Source organism: Streptomyces sp. NPDC005722 (assembly GCF_040630935.1).
GTDB lineage: Bacteria > Actinomycetota > Actinomycetes > Streptomycetales > Streptomycetaceae > Actinacidiphila.
In genome coordinates, this window is record NZ_JBEXYN010000034.1 from 43,004 (window position 1) to 66,548 (window position 23,545).

Consider the following 23,545-nt stretch of genomic DNA (forward strand, 5'->3'; position numbering starts at 1 on the left):
TGGGTATCCGCTTGGCGCATCATCCGCATCATGGACGACCATAGGGGTGCGGACGGCAAACTGAACCGCGTGCGAGAGGAGGCGTCCATGGGATCGGTACGACGGGCGAGCGCCTGGCTGGGACTCGTCGACGACAACAGCGCCGAGGAGTACTACGACGAGGACTACGCCGATTACGGCGACGGCGCCGAGACGTCCTCCCCCGACTCCTGGGTCACCGACCCCCGCGTGCGCGTGGCGTCCGACTCGGCCGAGGAGCAGGGACGCCGGATCGCGACGGTCACCCCGGACGGCTTCCGGGACGCCCGCGGCATCGGCGAGCTGTTCCGGGACGGCGTCCCGGTCATCGTCAACCTGACGGCCATGGACCCCGCCGACGCCAAGCGCGTCGTCGACTTCGCGGCCGGACTCACCTTCGGCCTGCGCGGTTCCATCGACCGCGTGGCGAACCGCGTCTTCCTGCTGACCCCGCCCGACTACCTGGTCGTCAACGCCGACAGCAAGCGCGGGGGCGACGGCTTCTTCAACCAGAACTGACCGCGGGGGGACGGCGCCGGGTCCCGGGACCCGGCGCCGTCCTCGCGGCTACCGGAAGGCGTCGATCCCGGTGAGCGCCTTGCCGAGCACGAGCTGGTGCATCTCGACGGTGCCCTCGTAGGTCAGCACGGACTCCAGGTTGGTCGCGTGCCGCATGACGGGGTACTCCAGCGAGATCCCGTTCGCGCCCAGCACGGTCCGGGCCGTGCGGCAGATCTCGATCGCCTCGCGCACGTTGTTGAGCTTGCCGAAGCTGACCTGTTCGGGACGGAGCGTGCCCGCGTCCATGCGCCGCCCGAGGTGGTGCGCGAGGAGGACGCCCTTGTGCAGTTCGAGCGCCATGTCGGCGAGCTTGGCCTGGGTCAGCTGGAAGCCGCCGATGGGCCGGCCGAACTGCTCACGGGTGCGGGAGTACTCCAGGGCGGCCTCGAAGCTGCTGCGCGCGGCGCCCATGGCGCCCCAGACGATGCCGTAGCGGGCGTGGTTCAGGCAGCTGAGCGGGCCGCGCAGGCCGGTGACCCCGGGCAGGACCGCGTCGGCGGGCAGGCGGACGTCGTCCATGACCAGCTCGCTGGTGACGGAGGCGCGCAGCGACCACTTGTGCTTGATCTCGGGGGCGGAGAACCCGGGGGCGTCGGTGGGCACGGCGAAACCGCGGATGCCCTCGTCGGTCTGGGCCCACACCACGGCGACGCCGGCGACCGAGCCGTTGGTGATCCACATCTTGCGGCCGTTCAGGATCCAGTCGGAGCCGTCCCGCTTGGCGTGGGTGCGCATGCCCGCCGGGTCGGAGCCGTGGTCGGGCTCGGTGAGCCCGAAGCAGCCGATGACCTCGCCGGCCGCCATCCGCGGCAGCCACCGCTGCTTCTGCTCCTCGGAGCCGTAGCGGTGGATCGCGTACATCGCCAGCGAGCCCTGGACGGAGACGAGCGAGCGGATGCCGGAGTCGGCCGCCTCCAGCTCCAGGCAGGCCAGGCCGTACTGGACGGCGGTGGCACCCGCGCAGCCGTAGCCGGTGAGCGACATGCCCAGCGCGCCGATCGAGCCGAGTTCCCGGGCCAGCTCGCGGATCCCGGGCAGCTCCCCGCGCTCGTACCACTCGGCCACGTGCGGCAGCACGCGGTCGGCGGCCCAGACCCGGACGGTGTCCCGTACGGCGCGGTCCTCGTCGTCCAGCAGGTCGTCGATGCCGAGCGGGTCGTACGGGTCGAACTGCGGCCTTCCAGCGGACATCGTCGTCCTCTCCGGTGATCACTGCGCTTCGCCGACGAAGCTACTTCCGCGGCGGGGGCGGGTAAAGCCCCCGGCGGTGTGCTCAGCGCGACACGTCGGCGCCGGCCAGGGCGTGCTCGCGCGGGGAGGGGATGCCGGGCGTGGCGGCCCGCTGGGCCGCCGTTCCGCACTCCATCCGGCGGGGCAGCCGCAGCGCGGCGACCGCGCCGAGCAGCAGCAGCCCGGCGCTGACCACCAGGGTGAGGTGCATCCCGTGCACGAAGGCGTGCCGTGCGGCGTGCCGCAGGGAGGCCCCGGCGGAGCCGCCGAGGTGGTCGGAGACCTCGTAGGCCTCGCCGAGCGACTTCCCGGCCGAGGCGCCGGCCTCGGCGGGCACGCCGGGGACCCGGGCGACGCCGGGGGCGTAGGCGGCGTTCATGACACTGCCCAGCAGCGCGATGCCGAGTCCGGCGCCCATCTGGTAGGACGTCTCGCCGATCGCGGCGGCGCCGCCCGCCTGCTCGGCGGGGGCGTCGCTGAGCATGGACTCGTACGCGCCGAAGAGCGTGGTCTCCAGCCCGAAGCCGAGCAGGACGAAGCCCGTGGCCAGCACTCCCGGCCGGTCGTGCTGGCCCATCAGGGTGAGCACGAGCACCGCGCACGCGGTGAGGACGAAGCCGGAGCTGACCATGACACGCGGCCCGAGGCCGCCGAGCATCCGGGAGCCGAGCAGGCCGGCGCCCATGGCGGCGAGGGTGAGCGGCAGCAGCCGCAGCCCGGTCTGCAGGGGGCTCAGGCCGAGGACCAGCTGCAGGTACTGGACGGCGATCAGTTCCAGGCCGACGAGGGCGAGCAGCGCCAGCACGATGCAGCCCACGGAGGTGCCGAAGGCGGGCCTGGTGAACATGCGTATGTCGATGAGCGGGTGCTCGCGCCGCCGCTGCCGGCGCACGGACAGCACCAGCAGACCCAGGCCAACGAGCAGCGGGACCAGCACGGAGGGCCCGTACGGGGCCGCGCCGCCGCCGATCCGCTTGACGCCGAGGATGGCGCCGAGGATGCCCAGCGCGGCCATCACCGCGCCCAGGACGTCCCAGGGCCCGTCCAGCTCCCCGCGGGACTCCGGCAGCAGCCAGCGGGCCACCGGAAGGATGACGGCCATCAGCGGGATGTTGATCAGGAAGACCGAGCCCCACCAGAAGTGCTCGACGAGGAAACCGCCGAGGACCGGCCCGACGGCGGCGCCGACGGCCGCGACGGCGCTCCACACGCCGATGGCGACGGCCCGCTCACGGCGGTCGGGGAAGACCTGCCGGAGGATCGACAGCGTCGCCGGCATGATCATCGCACCGCCGACGCCGAGCAGGGCGCGGGCCGCGATCAGCACGTGCGGGTCGGGCGCGAAGGCGGCCACCGCCGAGGCGGCCGCGAAGATCGCGTAGCCGAGCAGCAGGATCCGGCGTCTTCCGACCCGGTCCCCGAGGGTGCCGAAGAGGATCAGCAAGGACGCGGCGACCAGCGGATAGGCGTCGACGATCCACAGCAGCTCGATCGCGCCGGGGCGCAGGTCCTCGCTCACCGCGGGAACGGCGACGTGCAGCACGGTCGCGTCGAGGGCGACGAGCAGCAGGCTGACGCAGAGGACGATCAGCACGGTCCAGCGGTTGACCGGTCGATCGTGCCGTGGGACGGCGGCCCGCGCGGGAAAGCCGGCCGAGGACGTCCCTGTCATGTACGTACCTCCCAGCGGTGCTCTCGCGGTGTCCCTGGGCAGGACGAGGGGGACGGTCCCGGGGGAACCCAGTGACGAGGGCGAGTGAAGTCGTCAGACTACGCGAGTCCGCGCCGATGGTGGGTGGCGCAGGTCACGTTGCCCCGTGGCCGTCGTCACGTGACGGTCATCCGCCGGCGACCTGCCGGACGTTTCCGGTGCCGGCGGGCCGTCCGCCGGGGTGTCCACGCGGTCTCGTGTACCCGTCCGTTCCCGTCGCACGCAGCACGGTCCGGGGGCGCGCGAGCCAACGCGCACGCCCTTCCCATGCGTTCACGCACCCGCCGACGGGGAATCCGCCCCGACCGCCCGCCCGCCTCCGGCCCGCGGCGGCCGGTCCGGACGGCACGGGGGCGGCCCGGGGGCGGCCCGGGCCAAGGCCGGGCGAACTCCAGGAGAAGTGACGGCCAATCAAAGATAAACAAGGCATAAGAAAATCGAACGCACTATTTCACAAGACCCTCCGGAAGCACTTCGAAACATAAAATCAAGGAGTTCCCGCATTCGGCTCAATGCGCACGTCAGCGCTACGGCCAATGGGTGGAGTGAGACGGAGTCCACATCACATCGTCATTACGAACCCGTCCCTCCGGCCGAACTCCGCCATCACACGCTGTAACGTCGATTGAGTGCGTACCGATGACAAGCTTCGCCTCATGGAGGAGCCCGAGACGGCCCAGGCGCCCCCGGGTATGAGCCGGACACGCGTACTGCTGTTCGGCTCGACGCTCGTGGCCTACGTGGCCATCGTCGTAGCCGTCCTGACCACGTCAAAGCTCGTGACCCTGGACTGGCAGGTCATGATGTGGCGGCCGTACAAGCAATGGCCGCAGATCCACGCCTTCCTGGACTACTTCGTGGTCCTGGGCCAGCGCGGCCCGACGGCCGTGATCGTGGCCTCCTGGCTGGGCTGGCGCGCCTGCCGCCACCGCACCCTGCACCCGCTGCTCGTGCTGGGCACGTCGCTGCTGCTGCTGAACGTCACCGTGGGTTCGGTGAAGTACGGCCTCGGCAGGCTCGGCCCGCACTACGCGACCAGCGCCGGATCGGCCGAACTCTTCGCCGGCGGCGATATATTTCCCTCCGGTCACACCGCGAACGCGGTGGTGACCTGGGGGGTCCTGGCCTATCTGGCCACCACCCCGTGGGTCCGCCGGGTCACCTCCGTGATCGCGGCGCTGCTGGCGCTGGGCGTCGGCATGACCACCATCTACCTCGGCACCCACTGGGTCAGCGACGTCCTGCTCGGCTGGGCGGCCGGCCTGCTGATCCTGCTGGCACTGCCCTGGTTCGAGCCCCTGATGGCCTCCGCCGAGCAGCGGATGACCGCCGCCTGGGCGCGCCGCCGCCGCACCGCGCCGGCTCCGGCCGCGGCCCCCGTAGCGAACGCGTCGATGGCCTCCGCGCAGCTCGCCGACAACCCTGACGGCCCACTCGAGCCCGTCGTTCTCAGCGGCCGCGCGACGGCGCCCACCCCGGGGGTGGCGCACCACCCGGCCCGCCCGCACACCAACCGGCACGAGCGCACCCCCGTCACCCCGGCCGGCAGCCGCCGCCCGCCCACGGACCGGCCGGGCCGCCCGGCTCCCGTCGGCCAGGCCGGCGTGGCCCGCGGCCGCAACGCCACCGGCTGACCGCCCGCGGGGCCGGTACGCACACTCAACCCCGCCCGCGCCGCGTACGAAGGCCCCGGCCGCCCCTCACAGGGGCGGCCGGGGCCTTCGCCGTGGTGCGGGGCGGTACGGGGGACCTCAGCCGCTCCAGCAGCGGGTCACCCGGCCGCCCTCGACGGTGAAGTTGAGCCGGCCCACCCGGTACTCCATGGTGATGACGGCGCCCGGCGGCAGGGCGCGCACCGCGCTCCAGCCGCGCTCGGTGGCCCGGCGCTCGGCCTCGTCGGCGGGGAGGCCGACGTAGGTCTCCGGTTCGTCCTGCGGTTGCCGTGCGGCGGTCGGATCGGTTGCCATGTGAGCAACCGTAGGCGCACACGAGCCGTGACGGAAGGCGCGGCCGGCTTGATCGTCACACTTCTGTCACAGAATCCCGGGCAGCGTTTGGCGTGCACCGTTCACTCTTTGGGGGCGACTTTTCCAATCGGCCGCCGAATTCGCGGTCCGGACCGCGGAAAACCGGCCGGACCGGTCCCGGCGGAATTCCGGGAAACGATCCACACACTTCCCTCACATCACATCCCCAGCGACGACAGCTCGTCGTCCGTCAGCAGCCGGGACCGAATCAGAAACCGGTTGCCCGTGGGTGCTTCGAGCGAGAAGCCGCTGCCGCGCCCCGGCACCACGTCGATCGTCAGATGCGTGTGGCTCCAGTAGGCGAACTGGTCGCGCGACATCCACACGGGCACCGGGTCGACGCCCGGGACGTCGAGGTCGCCGAGGTGCACGTCGGAGTCCCCGGTGAGGAACTCGCCCAGCAGGTAGCACATGGGCGAACTGCCGTCGCAGCAGCCGCCGGACTGGTGGAACATCAACGGGCCGTGCTGGTCGGCGAGCAGCCGCAGCAGCCCCGCGGCCTCCTCGGTGACGTCGACCCGGCGGGCCCTCGGTGCGGTTGAGGTCATGGGGTCAGAGTGCTCCCGCCGGGCGCCGCCCGCCAGACCCCCGCAGGACATGCCGGCGGGCGGAGCCCACGGTCGACTCCGCCTCGCGTTCCGGCAGGCCGGTGCTGACGGCCGCTCCGACCATCTCCGCGGCGACCCGGTCGCCGTGCCCGTTCTCGAACGCCCGGCAGGCGGCCCAGAAGAGCCGCTCGTTGCGCTCCCCCACCGGCGAGCCGAGGACGAAGCGGATCAGCGGCTCGGCCGTGCCGCCACCCCCACCACCGCCGGCACCGCCCGCCGCGGCCCGCACGGCCCGGCGCTGCGGGGTCGCCAGCAGCAGCCGCAGCAGTCTCCTGGGCACGGCGGCCGGCGGCATCGAGGCCGTCGGCGGGTCCCAGCGGTAGAAGCCGGCCGTGGTGACCGAGCCGGGCCCCACGAGGTAGCCGCCGCTGCCGCGCACGTCGATCCCGTTGCCGAGCCGGCGCACGGAGTTGGGCACGATCACCTCGGCCGGCCCGCGCAGCCACAGGTGCCGGCCGCCGCTCGGGGTGATCACCGTGCGCGTCCACGGCACGGCGAAGCCCCACCGGGCGGCCAGGTCCACCAGGTCGGTCACGCCGTCGACGCCGTCCTTGCGGTCCAGGTCGAGGCCGATCAGGTAGTGCGGCGCGCGCCCGCAGGCGATCCCGTACCCGCCGGCCCAGGGAGCGGCGGCGAACAGCTCGGCTATCCGGGCGGGCTCGGTGGCGGCGTCGTGCACACCGTGGCCGAGCCGTCCGCACTGGCCGCGGCACATCCCGCGGCCGGTCTCCCCCCGGTGGGGTGAACGGACCGCCGGGAGTTTGGTCCGCGACAGCGGGATGACCGGGAAGCCGCGCCGCGCGGCGGCGAGCGCGCACTCCAGCGCGCGGTCGTGGTCCGGATGCGTCACGGGGTGCCCCCTCGATGCGCTACGGCATGGCCTCTTTATCGTACTTTCGTTCGACCGCCCACTCAATGGCGCGCCGAACAGCCCCTACGAGCCGCCGGCCCGCCCGGCACCGGGTGCCTGACGAGCCCTCACGCGCCCTCTCCCGCCCGGGCCGGTCACCCCCCATGGTGACGCTCCGGACCGACACCCGTCGACGACGCGGCACGGCCGTCCCGTCCCGGTCCGTCGCATGACGGGCCGTCTGCCCGAGACTGTACGGAGGATCGAGTACGCAGGACCGCGGGTACCGGCAGGATCTCCTACCGCGAGGGAACGCTCCGATGGGGACGTACGCAGCACGGACCACGACCGGACGGCCGAAGGCACCCCGGCGGCCCGGGCGGCTGATGGTGGACTGGCTGACCACCACCGACCACAAGAAGATCGGCCACCTCTACCTGATCACGTCCTTCGGCTTCTTCCTCGCCGCCGGGTTCATGGCCCTGCTGATGCGCGCCGAACTCGCCCGCCCCGGTCTGCAGCTGATGACGAACGACCGCTACAACCAGTTGTTCACCGTCCACGGCACGATCATGCTGCTGCTCTTCGCCACCCCGACCTTCGCCGGGTTCGCCAACGAGATCATGCCCTTGCAGATCGGTTCGCCGGACGTCGCCTTCCCCCGGCTGAACATGCTGTCGTACTGGCTCTTCCTCTTCGGCGGCCTGATCGTGCTGGGCAGTTTCCTGACGCCGACCGGCGGCGCCTCCTTCGGCTGGTTCGCCTACGCGCCGCTGAACAGCCTGACCCGTTCGCCGGGGATCGGCGCCGACATGTGGATCATGGGGCTGGCGCTGTCGGGCTTCGGCACCATCCTCGGCGCGGTCAACTTCGTCACGACGATCCTGGGGATGCGCGCCCCCGGCATGACCATGTTCCGGATGCCGATCTTCACCTGGAACGTGCTCTTCACCTCGGTGCTGGTGCTGATGGCCTTCCCGGTGCTGGCGGCGACGCTGCTGGTGCTGGAGGCGGACCGGCGCTTCGGCTCGGTCGTCTTCGAGCCGGGGAACGGCGGGGCGCTGCTGTGGCAGCACCTGTTCTGGTTCTTCGGCCACCCGGAGGTGTACATCATCGCGCTGCCGTTCTTCGGCATCGTCACCGAGGTCATCCCGGTCTTCTCGCGCAAGCCGGTCTTCGGCTACACGACGCTGGTCGGCGCGACGATGGCCATCACCGGCCTGTCGATGGTGGTGTGGGCGCACCACATGTTCGTCACCGGCGCCGTCCTGCTGCCGTTCTTCTCGCTGCTGTCGTTCCTCATCGCGGTGCCGACCGGGGTGAAGTTCTTCAACTGGATCGGCACGATGCTGCACGGCTCGCTGTCCTTCGAGACCCCGATGCTGTGGTCCGTCGGCTTCCTGGTGAGCTTCCTGTTCGGCGGCCTCACCGGGGTGATCCTCGCCTCGCCTCCGCTGGACTTCCAGGTCAGCGACTCGTACTTCGTGGTGGCCCACTTCCACTACGTGGTCTTCGGGACGGTGGTGTTCGCGATGTTCGCCGGCTTCCACTTCTGGTGGCCGAAGTTCACCGGGAAGATGCTCGACGAGCGGCTGGGGATGATCCACTTCTGGACGCTCTTCGTCGGCTTCCACACCACCTTCCTCGTCCAGCACTGGCTGGGCGTGGCGGGCATGCCCCGGCGGTACGCCGACTACCTGGCGGCGGACGGCTTCACGGTGCTCAACACGATCTCGACGATCGGGGCGTTCCTGCTGGGTCTGTCCACCCTGCCGTTCCTCTACAACGTGTGGTGCACCGCCCGGTACGGCCGGCGGGTGGAGGTCGACGACCCCTGGGGCTTCGGCCGTTCACTGGAATGGGCGACCTCGTGTCCGCCGCCGCGGCACAACTTCGCGACGCTGCCGCGGATCCGCTCCGAGTCCCCCGCCTTCGACCTGCACCACCCGGAGGTCGCCGCCCTCGACCAGGCACGGTCCACCGGCCGCCGCGACGCCGTCGACCCCGGAGCCGGGGCCGGGGAGAACGGCTGAGCGGGGCGGGGCGCCACGACGCCGTACCGCCCCGCCCCGTCCGGCCCGGCCCGCGCTGACCCGCGGCCAGGACCCCGCCATCCCGCTATCCCGCGGACCGGCCCCGCGCCGGGGACCCGGCCTTGCGCCCGCTCCCGCGGAGCTTCTTGCGGAGCCTGCGGGCCCGCCGCTTGGCCGCGCGGGCGAGGTCCTTGCCCGAGTAGACGACACCCACGCCCAGGCCACCGACGTGGCGGCCGACCGCGCGCAGCCGGCCCACGGCGCCCACCCGCCGGGCGAGGAGTACCTCCAGCAGCCGTTCGAAGTGGCCCGCGATCTCCGCGGGGTCGTACCTGGCGCCCTTCTCCAGGGCCGCCCGGCCCATGCGGTGGCGCAGCTCGTCGTCGTTGATCAGCCGGAGCATCGCCGCGGCCAGCGCGTCCACGTCCCGCGGGGGCACCAGCAGGCCGTCCACCCCGTCGCTGATGATCTCGCCGGGACCGAGCGGGCAGTCGGTGCTCACCACCGGCAGACCGACGCGCATCGCCTCGACGATGGTCATGCCGAACGACTCCATGCTGGAGGAGACCGCGAGCATCGACCCCTTGGCCATCTCCGGCTCGATCGGCGAGGAGGTGCCCATCATGGTCACCCGGTCCCCGATGTCCAGGCGCGCGATGAGCCGCTCCAGCTTCTCCCTCTGCGCACCCGAGCCGTACAGTCTCAGACCCCAGTCCGGGCGTTCCGCCGCGACCTTGACGAAGGCCCTGATGAGGTCCTCGTAGCGCTTGACCGGGGCCAGCCGGCCGGCCGCCACGACGTACTTGGCGTCCAGCGTGCTGGGCGCGACGCCCGGGTCGGGGACGCTGTTCGGCAGGGGGACCAGCAGCACGCCGGGCAGCCGCAGCCTGCGCCGGTAGGCGGCGGCGTCGGCCTCGGTGGTCGTGGTGACCGCGTCCAGCCGTGGGTACAACCGGCGCAGCGTGAGGATGAGCGGTACGCGGTGGGTCTCCAGGGTCAGGTGCTCCTGCGCGATCCGCACCACGTGCCGCGGGGCCTGCAGGGCGATGTGGACGTTCAGCCCGGGGCGCGTGCCGACGACGACGTCGGCGTCGAGTGACGCAAGGTGTGCCGCGATCCGCTGGTCGGTGAGTGCGTTGTACTGCTCGTACCGGTTCTCGCCGGAGGGGAAGACCTTGGCCGGCCGGCCGTACAGCGGGTCGTCGAGGTCGCACGTCCTGCTGGTCCGGCGCAAGTCCACCAGGTGACGCAGGCCGACGCGCGCATCGAGGGTGAAGACAGGCTCGTCACGGTGGCGGAACACTGACACGATCTCGACCTCGTACCGCTCGGCCAAGGCACTTGCCAGGTTGTACGTCGTGCGGATGGTGCCCCCGACTCCGTATGCGTTGTGGATCAGTATGGAAATGCGCATGCGTCTCCGCGTTCTCCTGCTCGCCACGACCGGTGTCCCCCCTCGTACTGGCAAGACCGCCTCGGGAACCAACAGGTTGCCCCCGTCCGCCTACCCGGTTCCCCGTCATGTCCCCGTTGTTTCCTCGTTGTGACATTCACGTGAGGTCCCGAGGCATCCTCCCCGGATGCCGCACCACGCGGTACGGAGGCCCTACCGCGGCGCGGTGATCGCGCTCCACGCCGCCTTCCGCGGACGGCTCAGGCCCCCAGGCCGGCGTCCGCGGTATCACCCCACCGGGCTAAGGGCGCACCGGGTGACGGTGGACGGCGGAGGCCACGGGCACGGGGTCGGTGGGACATGGAGCAGCGCACGGCGGGGCTCGGGGAAGCGCTCACAGCGTGCCCGCCGGTCTCACTTCGGCAGGCGCAGCAGCGTCCCGGGGGTGAGCGGGCGGGCCGGATCGGAGCCGACGACGTCCTGGTTGAGCCGGTACAGCTCCGCCGCGCCGCCGCTGACGTCGAAGCGCCGGGCCACGGACTCCAGGGTCTCGCCGGACTGGACGGCGTGCGCACGGCCGGCCAGCCGCAGGCGCTGCGCACAGGTCGGCCAGGCCTCCCAGCCCTGGTCGCGGAGGATCTCCTCGGCGACGGTCACCTGCTGGTCGGGGGTGGCGCGGTCGGGCCGGGACGCCAGGTCGAGGCCACCGTGTTCGGCCCAGGTGGGCTGGAAGATCTGCAGCCCGCCGTAGAAGCCGTTGCCGGTGTTGGTCTTCCAGCGGTTGCTGCTCTCGCAGTTCGCGAGCTCCACCCAGACGGGGGCGTGCCCGTCGGCCCGCGCGACGCCGGTGGCGAGTGCCGCCGAGGTGGCGAGGGCCGCCGAGGTGGCGAGCAGGGCGAGCGCGGTCACCGCGGGACGGCGGGGGCGGAACATGCGGGCCAGGCTAGGCGCGGCGCGGCGGGCGTCGTCGCCCGCCGCGCCGTGGGCGCGGCCCGGGCCCACCCGGTCGGCGCACGGCCGCCGGGTGGTCCGGGGTGCGCGGGAGGTCAGACCGACAGCCGCTGACCCGGCAGGATCAGGTTGGGGTCGGCGCCGATCACGGACCGGTTGACGGCGTACAGCTTCTTCCAGGTCGTCCCGTGGGCGGCCGCGATGCCGCTCAGGGTGTCGCCGCTGCGGACGCTGTAGTCACCGTGCCCCGCCGGCCGGCTCCGGCCGCGGTCGGCGTGGTCGCCGGTACCTCGCGACTGCTTCGCCGGCGCCGGGGCGGTGTGCCGCTCCGTCCTGGGCGCTGTCGGGGCGCTGCCGCGGGCGGGCGCGCTCCCCTGGGCGCCGGCGCGGGCGGAGCAGGTGGGCCAGGCGCCCCAGCCCTGCGCGCGCTGCACCTTGGTGGCGACGGCGATCTGCTGCTCACGACTCGCCCGGTCGGCGGTGGCCGCGTACGCGGTGCCGCCGTAGGCGCGCCAGGTACCGGCCGAGAACTGGAGTCCTCCGTAGTACCCGTTGCCGGTGTTGATGTGCCAGTTCCCGCCGCTCTCGCAACTCGCGATGCGGTCCCAGACCCCGTTGCCGGCGGCCTTCGCGGGCCCCGCGGCGGCCATCAGGGCCAGCGGGGTCAGGACGGTGACGCCGGCTGCGACTGCGGACCGGCGGTACTTGGCTGATACGGCCATGGAATCCCTCTCCACGGACCCGGGGTTCCCCCATGGCGCCGTACTCCTGGTACGGCACCCGACGGACGGGTCCCCGCGCATCCGGCGCGGTCCCCGCCCCCTTCGCCCGCCGACCGCCGACCGCCGGCCGTCCTGGCCGCGGTCGCCCTCCGTACGGGCCCTCCCGGGTGGTGCTCCCTGCACACGGCGGGCCAATTTAGGCAGGCTCGCGCTCCGTCACCAAGCAAATCCCTTACGTCGCAGGCCACTTGAGGGTTACCGGGAGTAAAGACCTATTCCGGACACCGGATTGATGGTGCTTTTTACGGCATGTCCGCACAGCGCATATGCGCCATGTGACCCGTCTCATAGGCGCGGAGGCTTCCGGGGGTGAAAGGTGGGACGAGGAGTGACCGGCTCCGCACCTCCGCTCACCCTCCGCACGCGGACGCACGAGCACGCACCAAGTAGGCCGTGACTCCCGCCACAGATCGGCCGTTGTCACTATGTGCCGGGCGAGGCCCGGCAAAGGAGCCCGTAGCCGTACATTTCCAAGGAGGCTTCAGTGCCGCCCATGCTCGACGTCAGCGACGAGGTACGAGCCGAGATCGGCGATGAGGAGGCGGCACGCCTGCTGGCCGGCGACAGCGCGCCCGGCACGTACGACTGCACCTCCTGCCGCACCCCCGGGGACACCGCCACGGAGCGCACCAGCACGGTGCTGTTCGTCGGCGACGAGACCGCCGTGCTCGCCTTCGCCCACGCGACCTGCATCCCCTCCCAGGTCGTACCGGTGTCGGAGGAGCAACTGCAGGGCGCGGTGCAGAGCATCGCCGGCGAGGAGGTGGCCGGTGCCGCGGCGCCGGCCGTGCCCCGCCAGGCGGTGCTCGGCATCACCTGCGGCCTCGTCCTGGTCAAGGAGGAGGTGTGCCCGGCCCTGGTCATCGAACCGACCGGCCCGATCGCCCGCCCCGGCGACAACGGCCCGGAGGACGACTTCCTGCCGATCCTCATCGAGCAGGGCTTCCTCCCCGTCAACGACCTGTCCACGCCGCCCTCCCCGCTGCCCGGCTGGTCCGTGCTGCTGGCCATGGGGCAACTGCACGCCATCCTGCAGCCCGGCTCCGCCGGCGCGTGGTGGCAGGCGCACCAGCCGCTCGCGGTGAGCGAGGGCTGGCGCCAGGCGGTGCACAAGACCAACGAGGTGTACGTGTACGCCGCCCCGCACGGCACGATCGGCCAGCAGCCCCGCGAGGACCTGCTGCGCGACGCCCTCGAGCGCGCCTGCGGGCGCGGGCTCCTCGTCGCGGCGACGATGCCCCTCTCCGGCACCTGATCGTCCCAGCTCCGGCCCAAGGCGCGTACGGCTGTCCGTACGCGCCTTTGGCCTATGGCAGTGCATATGCGTGATTCATCCGTACGACCCGCATCCCCGCAGTTGAGCCGCTCGTTGCCACGACGTGCACACCTTTGACGCTTCCTCACGAGCCCAGTACCGGAGCCCCATTCCTCCCATGCGCACCGCGCAGGAGGCGTCCGTGAGTGAGGGCACGCCGATCTACGACGCGCTCTACTCCGAGTACCGCAGGCTGTTCCGCACCCTCCCGGGCGACCGCACCGGTGAGGAGGACCTGCAGTTCAACGCGTTCGGCGACCGCGGTGGCCCCAACTCCCCGTACCGGGCCGGCCGCCACCGCGGCGACCTCCCCGCCCTCCCCCCGGGCCTCGCCGAGAACCGCATGCACGGCGGCCTCTGACCCGCCCCGCACGAACCGCCCGCCCGACCGCCCCTCCAGGAGGCGACCCGGCGGGCGGCGCCATGTCCGGCCCCGGCGGGCCCACTTGCCGCGGCCGGGCTCCGCGCGCCGCCGGACCCACGACGAACCGCCCGCCCGGTCGTCCCCGAGGGGAGCGACCGGGCGGGCGGCGGAACACCGTGCCCTCGCGGGGACTACTTCTTGCGGCCGCGCTTCTCCCGCACCCGCACCGACACCTGGATCGGCGTCCCCGCGAACCCGAACTCCTCACGCAGCCGGCGCTCGATGAAGCGGCGGTAGCCGGCCTCCAGGAAGCCGGAGGCGAAGAGCACGAAGCGCGGGGGCTTGGTGCCGGCCTGGGTGCCGAAGAGGATGCGGGGCTGCTTGCCGCCGCGGATCGGGTGCGGGTGGGCGGCGACGAGCTCGCCCAGGAAGGCGTTGAGCCGGCCGGTGGGGACCCGGGTCTCCCAGCCGGCCAGGGCGGTCTCGATGGCCGGGACCAGCTTCTCCATGTGGCGGCCGGTGCGGGCGGAGACGTTCACCCGCGGCGCCCACTGGACCTGCACCAGGTCCTTCTCGATCTCGCGCTCGAGGTAGTAGCGCCGCTCCTCGTCCAGCAGGTCCCACTTGTTGTAGGCGATGACGATGGCGCGGCCCGCCTCGACGGCCAGCGAGATGATGCGGGTGTCCTGCTCGGCCAGCGTCTCGCCCGCGTCGATCAGGACGACCGCGACCTCGGCCTTCTCCAGGGCGGCCGCGGTGCGCAGCGAGGCGTAGTAGTCCGCGCCCTCCTGCAGGTGGACGCGGCGGCGGATGCCCGCGGTGTCCACGAACTTCCAGGTCTTGCCGCCGAGGTCGATGAGCTCGTCGACCGGGTCGCGGGTCGTGCCGGCCTGCTCGTTGACGACGACGCGCTCCTCCCCGGCCACCTTGTTCAGCAGCGAGGACTTGCCGACGTTCGGGCGGCCGATCAGCGCGACCCGGCGCGGGCCGCCGATGGCGTTGGCGAAGGACTGCATCGGCGCCTCGGGAAGCGCCTCCAGCATCGCGTCCAGCAGGTCGCCCGTGCCGCGGCCGTGCAGCGACGAGACGGGGAAGGGCTCGCCCAGGCCGAGGTTCCACAGCATGGCGGCGTCCGCCTCGCCCGAGGGGCCGTCGACCTTGTTGGCGGCCAGCACGACCGGCTTGCCGGCCTTGCGGAGCAGCCTGACGACGGCCTCGTCGGTGTCGGTCGCGCCCACCGTGGCGTCCACCACGAAGACGACGGCGTCGGCGGCATCGATCGCGAACTCGGCCTGCGCGGCCACGGAGGCGTCGATGCCGAGGACGTCCTGCTCCCAGCCGCCGGTGTCGACGATCTTGAAGCGGCGGCCGTTCCAGTCCGCCTCGTACGTGACGCGGTCACGGGTGACGCCGGGGCGGTCCTCGACGACCGCCTCCCGGCGGCCGATGATCCGGTTCACCAGAGTCGACTTGCCGACGTTCGGACGGCCGACGACCGCGACGACCGGCAGCGGGCCGTGACCCGCCGCGGCGAGGTCGCCCGCGACCTCGTCGAGGTCGAAGCCCTCCTCGGCGGCGAGCTCCATGAACTCGGCGTACTCGGCGTCGCCGAGCGCGCCGACTTCGCCGTACTCGTTCTCGATGTCCATGAAAGCTTCTCCGTCGATCGTCAAATGTGCGGGCGCTTGCACGCCCCAGTGTGGATCAGGCCGCCGCTAGGAGGCGCGGCCCGTGGTACGCCGGGCGTACTCGAGGTGGCCGGACAGGTGCTTCTGGATGCGCACGGTGGCGGCGTCCAGCGCGGTACGCGTACGGCGGCCGCTGCCGTCGCCGGCGTCGAAGGGGTCGCCGAAGACGACGTCGACCCGGCTGCGCACCGGCGGCAGACCGCGGATCAGCCGTCCCGGCCGGGACGTGCCGAGGACCGCGACCGGCACTATGGGCGCGCCGGAGCGCACCGCGAAGTACGCCAGGCCCGCCCGCAGGTCGGCGAAGTCGCCCTCGCCGCGGGTGCCCTCGGGGAAGATCCCGAGCACCCCGCCGCGCTCCAGCACGCCGAGCGCGCTGGTCACCGCGGTGCGGTCGGTGCTGTGGCGGTCCACCGGGAGCTGGCCGATCCCACGCAGGAACGGGTCCAGCGGCCCGACGAACGCCTCCTTCTTGATCAGGAAGTGCACCGGGCGCGGGCAGGTGCCCATGAGCACCGGCCCGTCCACGTAGTGCGAGTGGTTCACGGCCAGGATCACCGGGCCCGCGGCCGGCAGCCGCCAGGCGCCGAGCACCCGGGGCCGCCAGAGGCTGTGGATGATCCCGATGCCGAGGCGGCGGCCGACCGCCACGCCCTTCGGCCCCGGAACCGCGGAGGTGTCGCTCACGAAGCGGCCCGCTTCTCCTCGATCAGGGTGACGACGCACTCGATGACCTGGTCGAGGGTGAGCTCGCTGGTGTCGACCTCGAGGGCGTCGTCCGCCTTCGCCAGCGGGGAGGTCTTGCGGCCGGAGTCGGCCGCGTCGCGCCGTACCAGGGCCTCCCGGGTCGCCACGAGGTCGACCTGGGCACCGCCGGTGGCCGTCAGTTCGCCGCCGCGGCGGGCGGCGCGGGCCTCAGGGGAGGCGGTGAGGAAGATCTTGACGGTGGCGTCCGGCAGCACCGTGGTGCCGATGTCCCGGCCCTCGACGACGATGCCGGCCGGCGCGGCGGCGGCCGCGTCACGCTGCAGCCCGACCAGGCGGGAGCGCACCTCGGGCACCGCGCTGACGGCGCTGACCGCCGCGGTGACCTCCTGGGTGCGGATCGGGCCGGAGGCGTCCAGGCCGTCCACCGTGATCGTGGGCTCCACCGGGTCGGACCCGGACACGATCACGGGCTTCTCGGCGGCGGTCGCCACGGCGGAGGCGTCGTCGATGTCGACGCCGTTGCTCAGCATCCACCAGGTCATCGCCCGGTACTGCGCCCCGGTGTCCAGGTAGCTCAGGCCGAGCTTGGCCGCGACCGCCTTCGAAGTGCTGGACTTGCCAGTGCCCGAGGGGCCGTCGATCGCGACGATCACCGGATTCGACACAGTCGGGGGACCTTCCTTGTGCGTGGAGCAGGTACACGGCTGGCGCAATGCCATCCCCACAAGGTTACCGGCCCACCCATTCGGCTCCGTACCACGATTTCCCGGCCCCCGGCCGGGCGCCCCGCCGCCGCACCGAGGACCACCCGCTCCGGGGCCCGCGGGGCCGCCGGCGGCGCACGCTCGGACCCGCGTGACGCCAGGTCCTCTGACGGCCGCACCGGACCGCGTCCGCGATTCCCCGGGCCCGGAGGGGCCCCCGGGGGTCAGGCCCGCAGGGACCAGCCGCGGTCCCGCAGGGCGACGGACAGGCGTGCCGCCGCGGCCGGCTCGACCATCAGCTGCACCAGACCCGCCTGCTGCCCGGTCGAGTGCTCGATCCGCACGTCCTCGATGTTGACCCCGGCCGCACCCGCGTCCGCGAAGAGCCGCGCCAGTTCTCCCGGCTGGTCGCCGATGAGGACGGCGACGACCTCGTACGCCTTGGGGGCGGAGCCGTGCTTCCCGGGGACCTTGGCCCGGCCGGCGTTGCCGCGGCGCAGGAGGTCCTCGATGCCGGCGGCGCCGTCGCGGCGCTTGGCGTCGTCCGCGGACTGCAGGGCCCGCAGGGACTCGACGGTCTCCGTCAGGTCGGCGGCGAGGTCGGCGAGGACGTCGGCCACCGGGCCGGGGTTGGCCGACAGGATGTCGATCCACATGCCGGGCTCGGAGCCCGCGACCCGGGTGACGTCGCGGATGCCCTGGCCGCACAGGCGCACCGTGCTGTCCTCGGCGTGCTGCAGGCGCGCCGCGACCATGCTGGAGACGAGCTGCGGGGTGTGCGAGACGAGGGCGACGGCACGGTCGTGGGCGTCGGCGTCCATGACGACCGGGACGGCGCGGCAGAGCGCGACCAGCTCCAGGGCGAGGTTGAGCACCTCGGTCTCGGTGACCGGCGTCGGGGTGAGCACCCAGGGGCTCCCCTCGAACAGGTCGGCCGTGGCGGCCAGCGGGCCGGAGCGCTCGCGGCCGGACATGGGGTGGGTGCCGATGTACGAGGTGAGGTCGCAGCCGAGCGCCTCCAGGTCACGGCGCGGTCCGGACTTCACACTGGCGACGTCGAGGTAGCCGCGGGCCAGTCCGCGCCGCTGGGCGTCGGCGACCGTCGCGGCCACGTGGGCCGGCGGCACGGCGATGACCGCCAGGTCGACCCGGCCGGACGGGGGCTCGTCGGTGCCCGCGCCGAGCGCGGCGGCGGTCCGCACCACTGCGGGGTCGTGGTCCTCCAGATGGACCACCACGCCGCGCGCGGCGAGCGCGAGGGCGGCGGAGGTGCCGATGAGGCCGGTGCCGATGACGAGGGCGGTCCTCACTGGGCGATGTCCTTGCGGAGGGCGGCGGCGGCGCCGAGGTAGACGTGGGAGATCTCGCCCTTGGACAGCCCGGACTCGACGTGGGCGAGGATGCGCACGACCCGGGGCATGGCGCCGGCGATGTCGAGCTCCTGCGCGCAGATCAGCGGCACGTCGGTGATGCCGAGCTTGCGCGCGGCGACCGCCGGGAAGTCGCTGTGCAGGTCCGGGGTGGCGGTGAACCAGACGCTGATCAGGTCGTCCACCGCGATGCCGTTGCGCTCCAGGATGGCGGTGAGCAGCCCGGCGACCTGCTCGTGCATGTGCTCCGCCTCGTCCCGCTCCAGCTGGACGGCTCCGCGGACCGCTCGTACCGCCACGTCATCGCTCCCTGTGTTGCTGCGCGCACGTACCTGGTCAGCGTAGTCGTGGTGGACGGGGTGCGGCGGACACGCCCGCCCTGCGAGACGCACGGGGTGCCGCGGTACACCATGAAGCATGATCTTCCACCTGGTTCCGCTGGACGACTGGCTGCGCGACCCGGACCGTCCGTACGCGCCCTCGTCGCTCGCCGAGGACGGGTTCGTGCACTGCGCGCCCGACGAGGAGGTGGCGCTCGCCGTCGCCGACGCCTTCTACCGGGACACCCCGGGCCCGCTGATGGTGCTGCTGATCGACGAGGAGGCCCTGGAGGCCCGTGTGCTGTGGGAGGACGCCGATCCGGTGCCGCCGCCCGGGGTGCCCGCGGAGACCCGCTTCCCGCACGTGTACGGGCGCGTCAACCGCAGCGCGGTGGTCGGGATGCTGGAGGTGCGGCGGGACGCGGAGGGCCGCGCGGTGGCGCTGGCGGTGTGGTCGTAAGCGCTGCTTTGTCCTGACACGCCCCTGGACGGCGGGGCGGCGGTCCGGTTCGATGGTGGCCTGACCGCGCGGCCTCGGGGGAGGCGGACATGCAGCGTTCCGGACCGCTCCACACGCTCCTGGCGGGGCTGGTGCTCGCCCTGGTCATGCTGTCGCTCAACGCGACGACGGAACCGCCGCCGGCGGGCGCGGACGCCCCGCCGCCCTCGGCGGCCACTCCGGCGACCTCCCCGGCCCCCTCCGCGCCGCCCACGCCCACCCCCTCCACGGCTACGACGACGGCCGCCCCGCGCCCCGACGCGGACTACGCGGGCCGCACCGGCGACGGCGTGGCGGGCGTCGCGATCGCGTTGCGCGACGGGAAGGCCGTCGCGTACGTCTGCGACGGGCGCACCAAGGAGGCGTGGCTGCGCGGCGAGGTACGGGACGACGGCCGGATGCGCCTGACCGGTGACCGGGGCGCGCGCCTGGAGGGCACCGTGGAGGGCGGCCGCGTCACCGGCGAGGTGCGGCTGACCGGGCTGGAGCAGCCCTTCACCGCGGGGCACGCGGTCAAGCCGTCCGGTCTGTACCGGGCGACCGCCTCCGTGCGCGGCGCACGGGTCGTCGGCGGCTGGATCGTGCTGCCGAACGGCAAGCAGGTGGGGATCGTCTCGCGCGACGGCCGGCCGTCCGCCGCCCCCGCCATCGACCCTGCCACAGGCGCCGTGACCGTCGACGGCACGCAGCTCACCGCACGGCCCATCCCCTGACCGTCCGCCCGCAGGCAGGCAGGAGCGCCCCATGAACGTGGACCCGAACGCCGCCACCACGTCCTTCCCCGCACCGCCGCCGCGGCCCCGGCAGCGGGCCGCCGTGTTCCTCGTCCCCGCGCTCGCCGCCGCGGCGGTCGCCGTCGCCCTGGGCGCGTACGGCAGGGTCCACGACCCCGCGGGCACCGCCTTCAACCTGGCCGGCTTCTCCAGCACGGGCGCGGTCAAGGCGTGGCTCGCGACGGCCGCCTTCGCCCTCGCCCTGGTGCAGGCGGCCTCGGCGCTGGTGATGTACGGCAAGGTGCCCGGCGTCCGCGCCCCCTCCTGGACCGGCGGGCTGCACCGCTGGTCGGGCCGGGCCGCGTTCCTGCTGACCGTCCCGGTCGCCGTGCACTGCCTGTACGCGTTGGGCTATCAGACGTACAGCGGCCGCGTGTTGTGGCACTCGCTGGTCGGGTGCTTCTTTTTCGGGACATTCACCGCAAAGATGCTCCTGCTGCGGGCCGAGCGACTGCCGGACCGGCTGCTGCCGTTCGTCGGCGGGCTGGTCTTCACGGCGCTGACGGTGCTGTGGCTGACGTCCGCGTTGTGGTTCTTCCGAACGGTCGGGGTGACGACATGAAACGACGCATCGTGCTGCTGTCGACGGCGGCGCTTGCGGGATGCAGCAAGTACGGCGAGGAGAGCGCGCCGCAGGCCGCGGCGACCTCGGCGCCACCGGCCTCGGAGCCCGCCTCCGCGCCGGCCGCGGCGCCCGCGTCGCCGCCGGGTTCGGCACCGGGTTCGGCATCGGCCTCACCGGCCGCGACCCCGGGCGAGGTGCTGGTGAAGACGGCCGACGTGCCCGTGGGCGGCGGCACGGTGCTCACGGACAAGAAGATCGTGGTGACCCAGCCCGAGGCCGGCGAGTTCAAGGCCTTCTCGGCCGTCTGCACCCACCAGGGCTGTCTGGTGAACAGCGTCGCCGACGGCACCATCAACTGCCCCTGCCACGGCAGCAAGTTCCGTATCACCGACGCCTCGGTGGTCGCCGGGCCGGCCCCGAAGCCGCTGCCCGCCGAGTCGATCGTCGAAAAAGACGGCGAGATCATCCTCGCCTAGCCCGTAGCATCCCGGTCCATGCGCGACCACGACCTCGTACGCCACCACACCGTCTACGCCTGTGTGATGGGCTCGCGCGCCTTCGGACTGGCCACGGACGGCAGCGACACGGACCGCCGCGGGGTGTACGTCGCGCCCACCCCGCTCTTCTGGCGGTTCGACAAGCCGCCCCGCCACGTGGACGGTCCGGAGCGCGAGCAGTTCTCCTGGGAGCTGGAGCGGTTCTGCGAGCTCGCGCTGCGCGCCAACCCCAACATCCTGGAGTGCCTGCACTCCCCCCTGGTCGAGCACGTGGACGACACCGGCAGGGAACTGCTCGCCCTGCGCGGTGCCTTCCTGTCCCGGCACGTCCACGAGAGCTTCGCCCGCTACGCCACGGGCCAGCTGCGGAAGCTGGAGGCCGACGTCCGCACGCACGGCGCGCCCCGCTGGAAGCACGCCATGCACCTGCTGCGGCTGCTGATCAGCGCCCGCGACCTGCTGCGCACCGGCGAGCTGCGCATCGAGGTCGGCGAGCACCGCGAGCGGCTGCTGGCGGTCAAGCGGGGCGAGGTGGGGTGGTCCCGGACGGAGGCCTGGATGCGCCGGCTGTACGAGGAGGCGGCCGCCGCCGCCTCGCGCAGCCCGCTCCCGGACGAGCCGGACCGGGCCCGCGTCGAGGACTTCCTGTTCCGGGTCCGGCGGGCGTCAGCCGCCGTCGCCGTCCCACAGGGCGCCGAAGGCCAGTAGTTCGTCCCGGTGCTCGAGGTGCTCCAGCCAGGCCTCCGGCCAGGCCGCCAGGCCGTGGTGCGCACCCGCGAAGGCGCCCGTCAGGCAGGCGATGGAATCGGAGTCACCGGAGGAGCACGCCGCCCGGCGCACCGCGGTGACGGGCTCGTCCGGGAAGAGCAGGAAGCACAGCAGGCCGGTCGCCAGGGCCTCCTCGGCGATCCATCCGGCGCCGGTCGCCAGGCACGGATCGGCCTCGCGGTCGGGCGCCGCGAGCGCCGCGTCGAGGCGGTCGAGCACCTCGACGCACTCGTCCCAGCCACGGCGGACGAAGGCCAACGGGCCGTGGTCGTGGGCGCGCAGCCACAGGTCCCCGAGCCACCACTCGTGGTAGGTGTCGCGCTGCTGCGCCGCGTAGCCGCGCAGCAGGCCGGTCAGTTCCGCCGGCTCCGCGCCTCCCGCGAGCAGGTGGACGGCGTGCGCGGTGAGGTCGGAGGCCGCGAGCGCCGTGGGGTGGCCGTGGGTGAGCGCGGACTGCAACTGCGCCGCCCCGGCCCGGTCGTCGGGGCGCAGCCCGGGGACGAGCCCGATCGGGGCGACCCGCATGTTCGCGCCGCAGCCCTTGGAGCCCGTCTGGCTGGCCTCCTGCCAGGGCCGGTCCGGGTGGTCCAGCTTCGCGCAGGCGACCAGGCAGGTGCGGCCGGGGGCGCGGTTGTTGTCGGGCGAGTGGTACCAGTCGACGTACTCCTCGCGCACCGGGCGGGCCAGCCGGGACGGCGTGAGGGGGCCGCGTTCCGTCGCCGTGCGCAGCCCGCGCGCGAGGGCGAGGGTCATCTGCGTGTCGTCGGTGACGAAGGCCGGGCGGGGCAGTTCCATCTCCCGCCACGGGCCGCACTTGGCCAGGATCGACGGGACGTCGTTTAACTCCGTGGGGAAGCCGAGCGCGTCGCCGATCGCCAGCCCCGCCATCGCCCCCGATGCGGCGCGTCTCATACGGCGGCCACCCGGGTGCGGACGACCAGGTCGTGGAGGGCGTCGTAGGCCGTCGGCTCGCCGGGCAGCCGGGTGTCGCGCTGCGCGTCGTCCAGGAGCGTGTGGAGGGCGTCGACGTCGGCGCGGACGCGCCGCGGGTCGAGGTCCATGGCCAGGCCGTGCTCGGCGACGGCCTTCTCGTGGATGAGTTCGCGGACGTAGCCGGGGGCGGGGACGTGCTCCAGCAGCGTCGGCAGGTGCGCCTCGACGGCGCCCGTGCGCATCAGGTGGATGCCGGTCAGCAGCACCCTGAAGGTGTAGAGCAGCGGCTTGAGTTCGCCGGTCTTCTCGTACAGCTCCCACTGGGTACGGGCGAAGCCCCGGTAGTGGTGGGCGTGCCGGCCGGTGATGACGCCGGGCGCGAGGTCGACCAACTGGGCGTGGACGCCGCTGGTGTGCACCACGAGCGGGGACAGCAGCTGCTCCAGCACGTAGCCGTTGCGCCGCAGCATGAGCCGGGCGAACTTCAGCAGGTCGTGGGTGACCAGGTCGAGTTCGAGGCCGTCCTGCTCCCGCATGCGGGTCTGGGTCTCCTCGCCCTCCCGCAGCCCTATCAGGTCGGCCAGCGGGAGGAGGTGGACACCGCGCAGGTCCACGTCCGAGTCACGGGACGGGAAGCCGTACAGGTGCGCACCGGAGACGGTGGCGAACAGCAACGGGTGTCCCTGCTGGGCGAGGTCCGGGGTGAGTTCGGGCAGCCCGGCCGCGCGCAGGCGTTCGGCGTGGATGGTCATGGCGCCATCCTTCCCGGAACGGCACCTTCCGGGAAAGTCCTTATCCCGGGAGCAGCCGCACACCGGCCGGAGGCCGGCCGGTCGCCTGGCCCGGGACGCCGGTCCGCCACGGGAGGCGGACCGGG

Annotated in this window: 25 protein-coding genes; 10 read left to right on the forward strand and 15 right to left on the reverse strand. The window is 73.1% G+C overall.

All coding sequences use genetic code 11. The features are described 5' to 3' along the window. Positions 1-87 precede the first annotated feature (87 nt). Positions 88-537 carry a cell division protein SepF gene (locus ABZ479_RS30220; RefSeq protein WP_499603801.1) on the forward strand — a complete coding sequence of 150 codons (450 nt, stop codon included), beginning with the start codon at positions 88-90 and terminating at the stop codon, positions 535-537. Positions 538-585: 48 nt separating this feature from the next. Here ABZ479_RS30220 and ABZ479_RS30225 read toward each other — a convergent pair whose 3' ends face one another. Continuing rightward, on the reverse strand, positions 586-1,770 hold the full coding sequence (locus ABZ479_RS30225; RefSeq protein WP_500464521.1) for an acyl-CoA dehydrogenase family protein: 1,185 nt from the start codon (positions 1,768-1,770) through the stop codon (positions 586-588). Positions 1,771-1,852: 82 nt separating this feature from the next. Further along, positions 1,853-3,481: an MFS transporter gene (locus tag ABZ479_RS30230; RefSeq protein WP_500464522.1), complete on the reverse strand. Its 1,629-nt coding sequence runs from the start codon at positions 3,479-3,481 to the stop codon at positions 1,853-1,855. Between the two features lie 668 nt (positions 3,482-4,149). Here ABZ479_RS30230 and ABZ479_RS30235 point away from each other — a divergent pair. After that, positions 4,150-5,154: a phosphatase PAP2 family protein gene (locus tag ABZ479_RS30235; RefSeq protein WP_500464523.1), complete on the forward strand. Its 1,005-nt coding sequence runs from the start codon at positions 4,150-4,152 to the stop codon at positions 5,152-5,154. A 117-nt stretch (positions 5,155-5,271) separates the two neighbouring features. On the opposite strand, the gene ABZ479_RS30240 is transcribed toward ABZ479_RS30235, so the two are convergent. The 3 genes from ABZ479_RS30240 to ABZ479_RS30250 all read right to left on the reverse strand — a co-directional run bounded on the left by ABZ479_RS30240 (position 5,272) and on the right by ABZ479_RS30250 (position 7,005). Continuing rightward, positions 5,272-5,487: an I78 family peptidase inhibitor gene (locus tag ABZ479_RS30240; protein ID WP_500464524.1), complete on the reverse strand. Its 216-nt coding sequence runs from the start codon at positions 5,485-5,487 to the stop codon at positions 5,272-5,274. Positions 5,488-5,705: 218 nt separating this feature from the next. Further along, positions 5,706-6,095, reverse strand: coding sequence for a DUF779 domain-containing protein (locus tag ABZ479_RS30245; RefSeq protein ID WP_499603810.1), 390 nt, complete (start codon positions 6,093-6,095; stop codon positions 5,706-5,708). 4 nt (positions 6,096-6,099) lie between these two features. Beyond that, a complete protein-coding gene (locus ABZ479_RS30250) occupies positions 6,100-7,005 on the reverse strand; it encodes a bifunctional DNA primase/polymerase (RefSeq protein ID WP_500464525.1) in 906 nt (301 codons plus the stop codon). Between the two features lie 320 nt (positions 7,006-7,325). On the opposite strand from ABZ479_RS30250, the gene ctaD reads away from it, so the two are divergent. Further along, a complete protein-coding gene (gene ctaD, locus ABZ479_RS30255; RefSeq protein ID WP_500464526.1) occupies positions 7,326-9,038 on the forward strand; it encodes an aa3-type cytochrome oxidase subunit I in 1,713 nt (570 codons plus the stop codon). A gap of 85 nt (positions 9,039-9,123) precedes the next feature. On the opposite strand, the gene ABZ479_RS30260 is transcribed toward ctaD, so the two are convergent. The 3 genes from ABZ479_RS30260 to ABZ479_RS30270 all read right to left on the reverse strand — a co-directional run bounded on the left by ABZ479_RS30260 (position 9,124) and on the right by ABZ479_RS30270 (position 12,104). Beyond that, positions 9,124-10,452 (reverse strand): glycosyltransferase family 4 protein, encoded by a 1,329-nt coding sequence (locus ABZ479_RS30260; protein WP_500464527.1) that lies wholly within the window; start codon positions 10,450-10,452, stop codon positions 9,124-9,126. A gap of 393 nt (positions 10,453-10,845) precedes the next feature. Further along, positions 10,846-11,364, reverse strand: coding sequence for a LysM peptidoglycan-binding domain-containing protein (locus ABZ479_RS30265; RefSeq protein ID WP_500464528.1), 519 nt, complete (start codon positions 11,362-11,364; stop codon positions 10,846-10,848). Between the two features lie 113 nt (positions 11,365-11,477). Continuing rightward, entirely contained in the window at positions 11,478-12,104 is a 627-nt protein-coding gene (locus tag ABZ479_RS30270) for a LysM peptidoglycan-binding domain-containing protein (protein WP_500464529.1), read from the reverse strand. 544 nt (positions 12,105-12,648) lie between these two features. Here ABZ479_RS30270 and ABZ479_RS30275 point away from each other — a divergent pair. Further along, on the forward strand, positions 12,649-13,419 hold the full coding sequence (locus ABZ479_RS30275) for a DUF8842 C-terminal domain-containing protein (RefSeq protein WP_500464530.1): 771 nt from the start codon (positions 12,649-12,651) through the stop codon (positions 13,417-13,419). Between the two features lie 202 nt (positions 13,420-13,621). Continuing rightward, positions 13,622-13,840, forward strand: coding sequence for a hypothetical protein (locus ABZ479_RS30280; protein WP_499603822.1), 219 nt, complete (start codon positions 13,622-13,624; stop codon positions 13,838-13,840). A gap of 194 nt (positions 13,841-14,034) precedes the next feature. Here ABZ479_RS30280 and der read toward each other — a convergent pair whose 3' ends face one another. The 5 genes from der to aroH form a co-directional block, all read right to left on the reverse strand. Next, entirely contained in the window at positions 14,035-15,492 is a 1,458-nt protein-coding gene (der, locus tag ABZ479_RS30285; protein ID WP_500464531.1) for a ribosome biogenesis GTPase Der, read from the reverse strand. A 66-nt stretch (positions 15,493-15,558) separates the two neighbouring features. Next, positions 15,559-16,218 carry a lysophospholipid acyltransferase family protein gene (locus ABZ479_RS30290; RefSeq protein ID WP_500464532.1) on the reverse strand — a complete coding sequence of 220 codons (660 nt, stop codon included), beginning with the start codon at positions 16,216-16,218 and terminating at the stop codon, positions 15,559-15,561. Beyond that, positions 16,215-16,958, reverse strand: a complete 744-nt coding sequence (cmk, locus tag ABZ479_RS30295; RefSeq protein WP_500464533.1) for a (d)CMP kinase — start codon at positions 16,956-16,958, stop codon at positions 16,215-16,217. Before cmk ends, ABZ479_RS30290 begins: the two co-directional genes overlap by 4 nt. A 209-nt stretch (positions 16,959-17,167) precedes the next feature. Then, the gene (locus tag ABZ479_RS30300; RefSeq protein ID WP_499603828.1) at positions 17,168-18,253 is read right to left on the reverse strand and encodes a prephenate dehydrogenase; all 1,086 of its coding nucleotides are present in this window, start codon (positions 18,251-18,253) and stop codon (positions 17,168-17,170) included. Beyond that, the gene (gene aroH, locus ABZ479_RS30305) at positions 18,250-18,612 is read right to left on the reverse strand and encodes a chorismate mutase (protein WP_499603830.1); all 363 of its coding nucleotides are present in this window, start codon (positions 18,610-18,612) and stop codon (positions 18,250-18,252) included. Before aroH ends, ABZ479_RS30300 begins: the two co-directional genes overlap by 4 nt. Before the next feature lie 118 nt (positions 18,613-18,730). On the opposite strand from aroH, the gene ABZ479_RS30310 reads away from it, so the two are divergent. From ABZ479_RS30310 to ABZ479_RS30330, 5 genes are all read left to right on the forward strand, one after another. Continuing rightward, entirely contained in the window at positions 18,731-19,093 is a 363-nt protein-coding gene (locus ABZ479_RS30310; RefSeq protein ID WP_499603832.1) for a DUF952 domain-containing protein, read from the forward strand. 89 nt (positions 19,094-19,182) lie between these two features. Beyond that, positions 19,183-19,845 carry a hypothetical protein gene (locus ABZ479_RS30315; RefSeq protein ID WP_500464534.1) on the forward strand — a complete coding sequence of 221 codons (663 nt, stop codon included), beginning with the start codon at positions 19,183-19,185 and terminating at the stop codon, positions 19,843-19,845. 31 nt (positions 19,846-19,876) lie between these two features. Beyond that, positions 19,877-20,467, forward strand: a complete 591-nt coding sequence (locus ABZ479_RS30320; protein WP_499603835.1) for a DUF6529 family protein — start codon at positions 19,877-19,879, stop codon at positions 20,465-20,467. Further along, positions 20,464-20,946: a Rieske (2Fe-2S) protein gene (locus ABZ479_RS30325; protein WP_500464535.1), complete on the forward strand. Its 483-nt coding sequence runs from the start codon at positions 20,464-20,466 to the stop codon at positions 20,944-20,946. Before ABZ479_RS30320 ends, ABZ479_RS30325 begins: the two co-directional genes overlap by 4 nt. A gap of 18 nt (positions 20,947-20,964) precedes the next feature. Next, entirely contained in the window at positions 20,965-21,675 is a 711-nt protein-coding gene (locus tag ABZ479_RS30330) for a nucleotidyltransferase domain-containing protein (protein ID WP_500464536.1), read from the forward strand. On the opposite strand, the gene ABZ479_RS30335 is transcribed toward ABZ479_RS30330, so the two are convergent. Both ABZ479_RS30335 and ABZ479_RS30340 read right to left on the reverse strand, forming a co-directional pair. After that, entirely contained in the window at positions 21,634-22,647 is a 1,014-nt protein-coding gene (locus ABZ479_RS30335; RefSeq protein WP_500464537.1) for an ADP-ribosylglycohydrolase family protein, read from the reverse strand. The genes ABZ479_RS30330 and ABZ479_RS30335 overlap by 42 nt on opposite strands. Then, positions 22,644-23,420, reverse strand: coding sequence for a nucleotidyltransferase domain-containing protein (locus ABZ479_RS30340; protein ID WP_500464538.1), 777 nt, complete (start codon positions 23,418-23,420; stop codon positions 22,644-22,646). Before ABZ479_RS30340 ends, ABZ479_RS30335 begins: the two co-directional genes overlap by 4 nt. Positions 23,421-23,545: the final 125 nt, after the last annotated feature.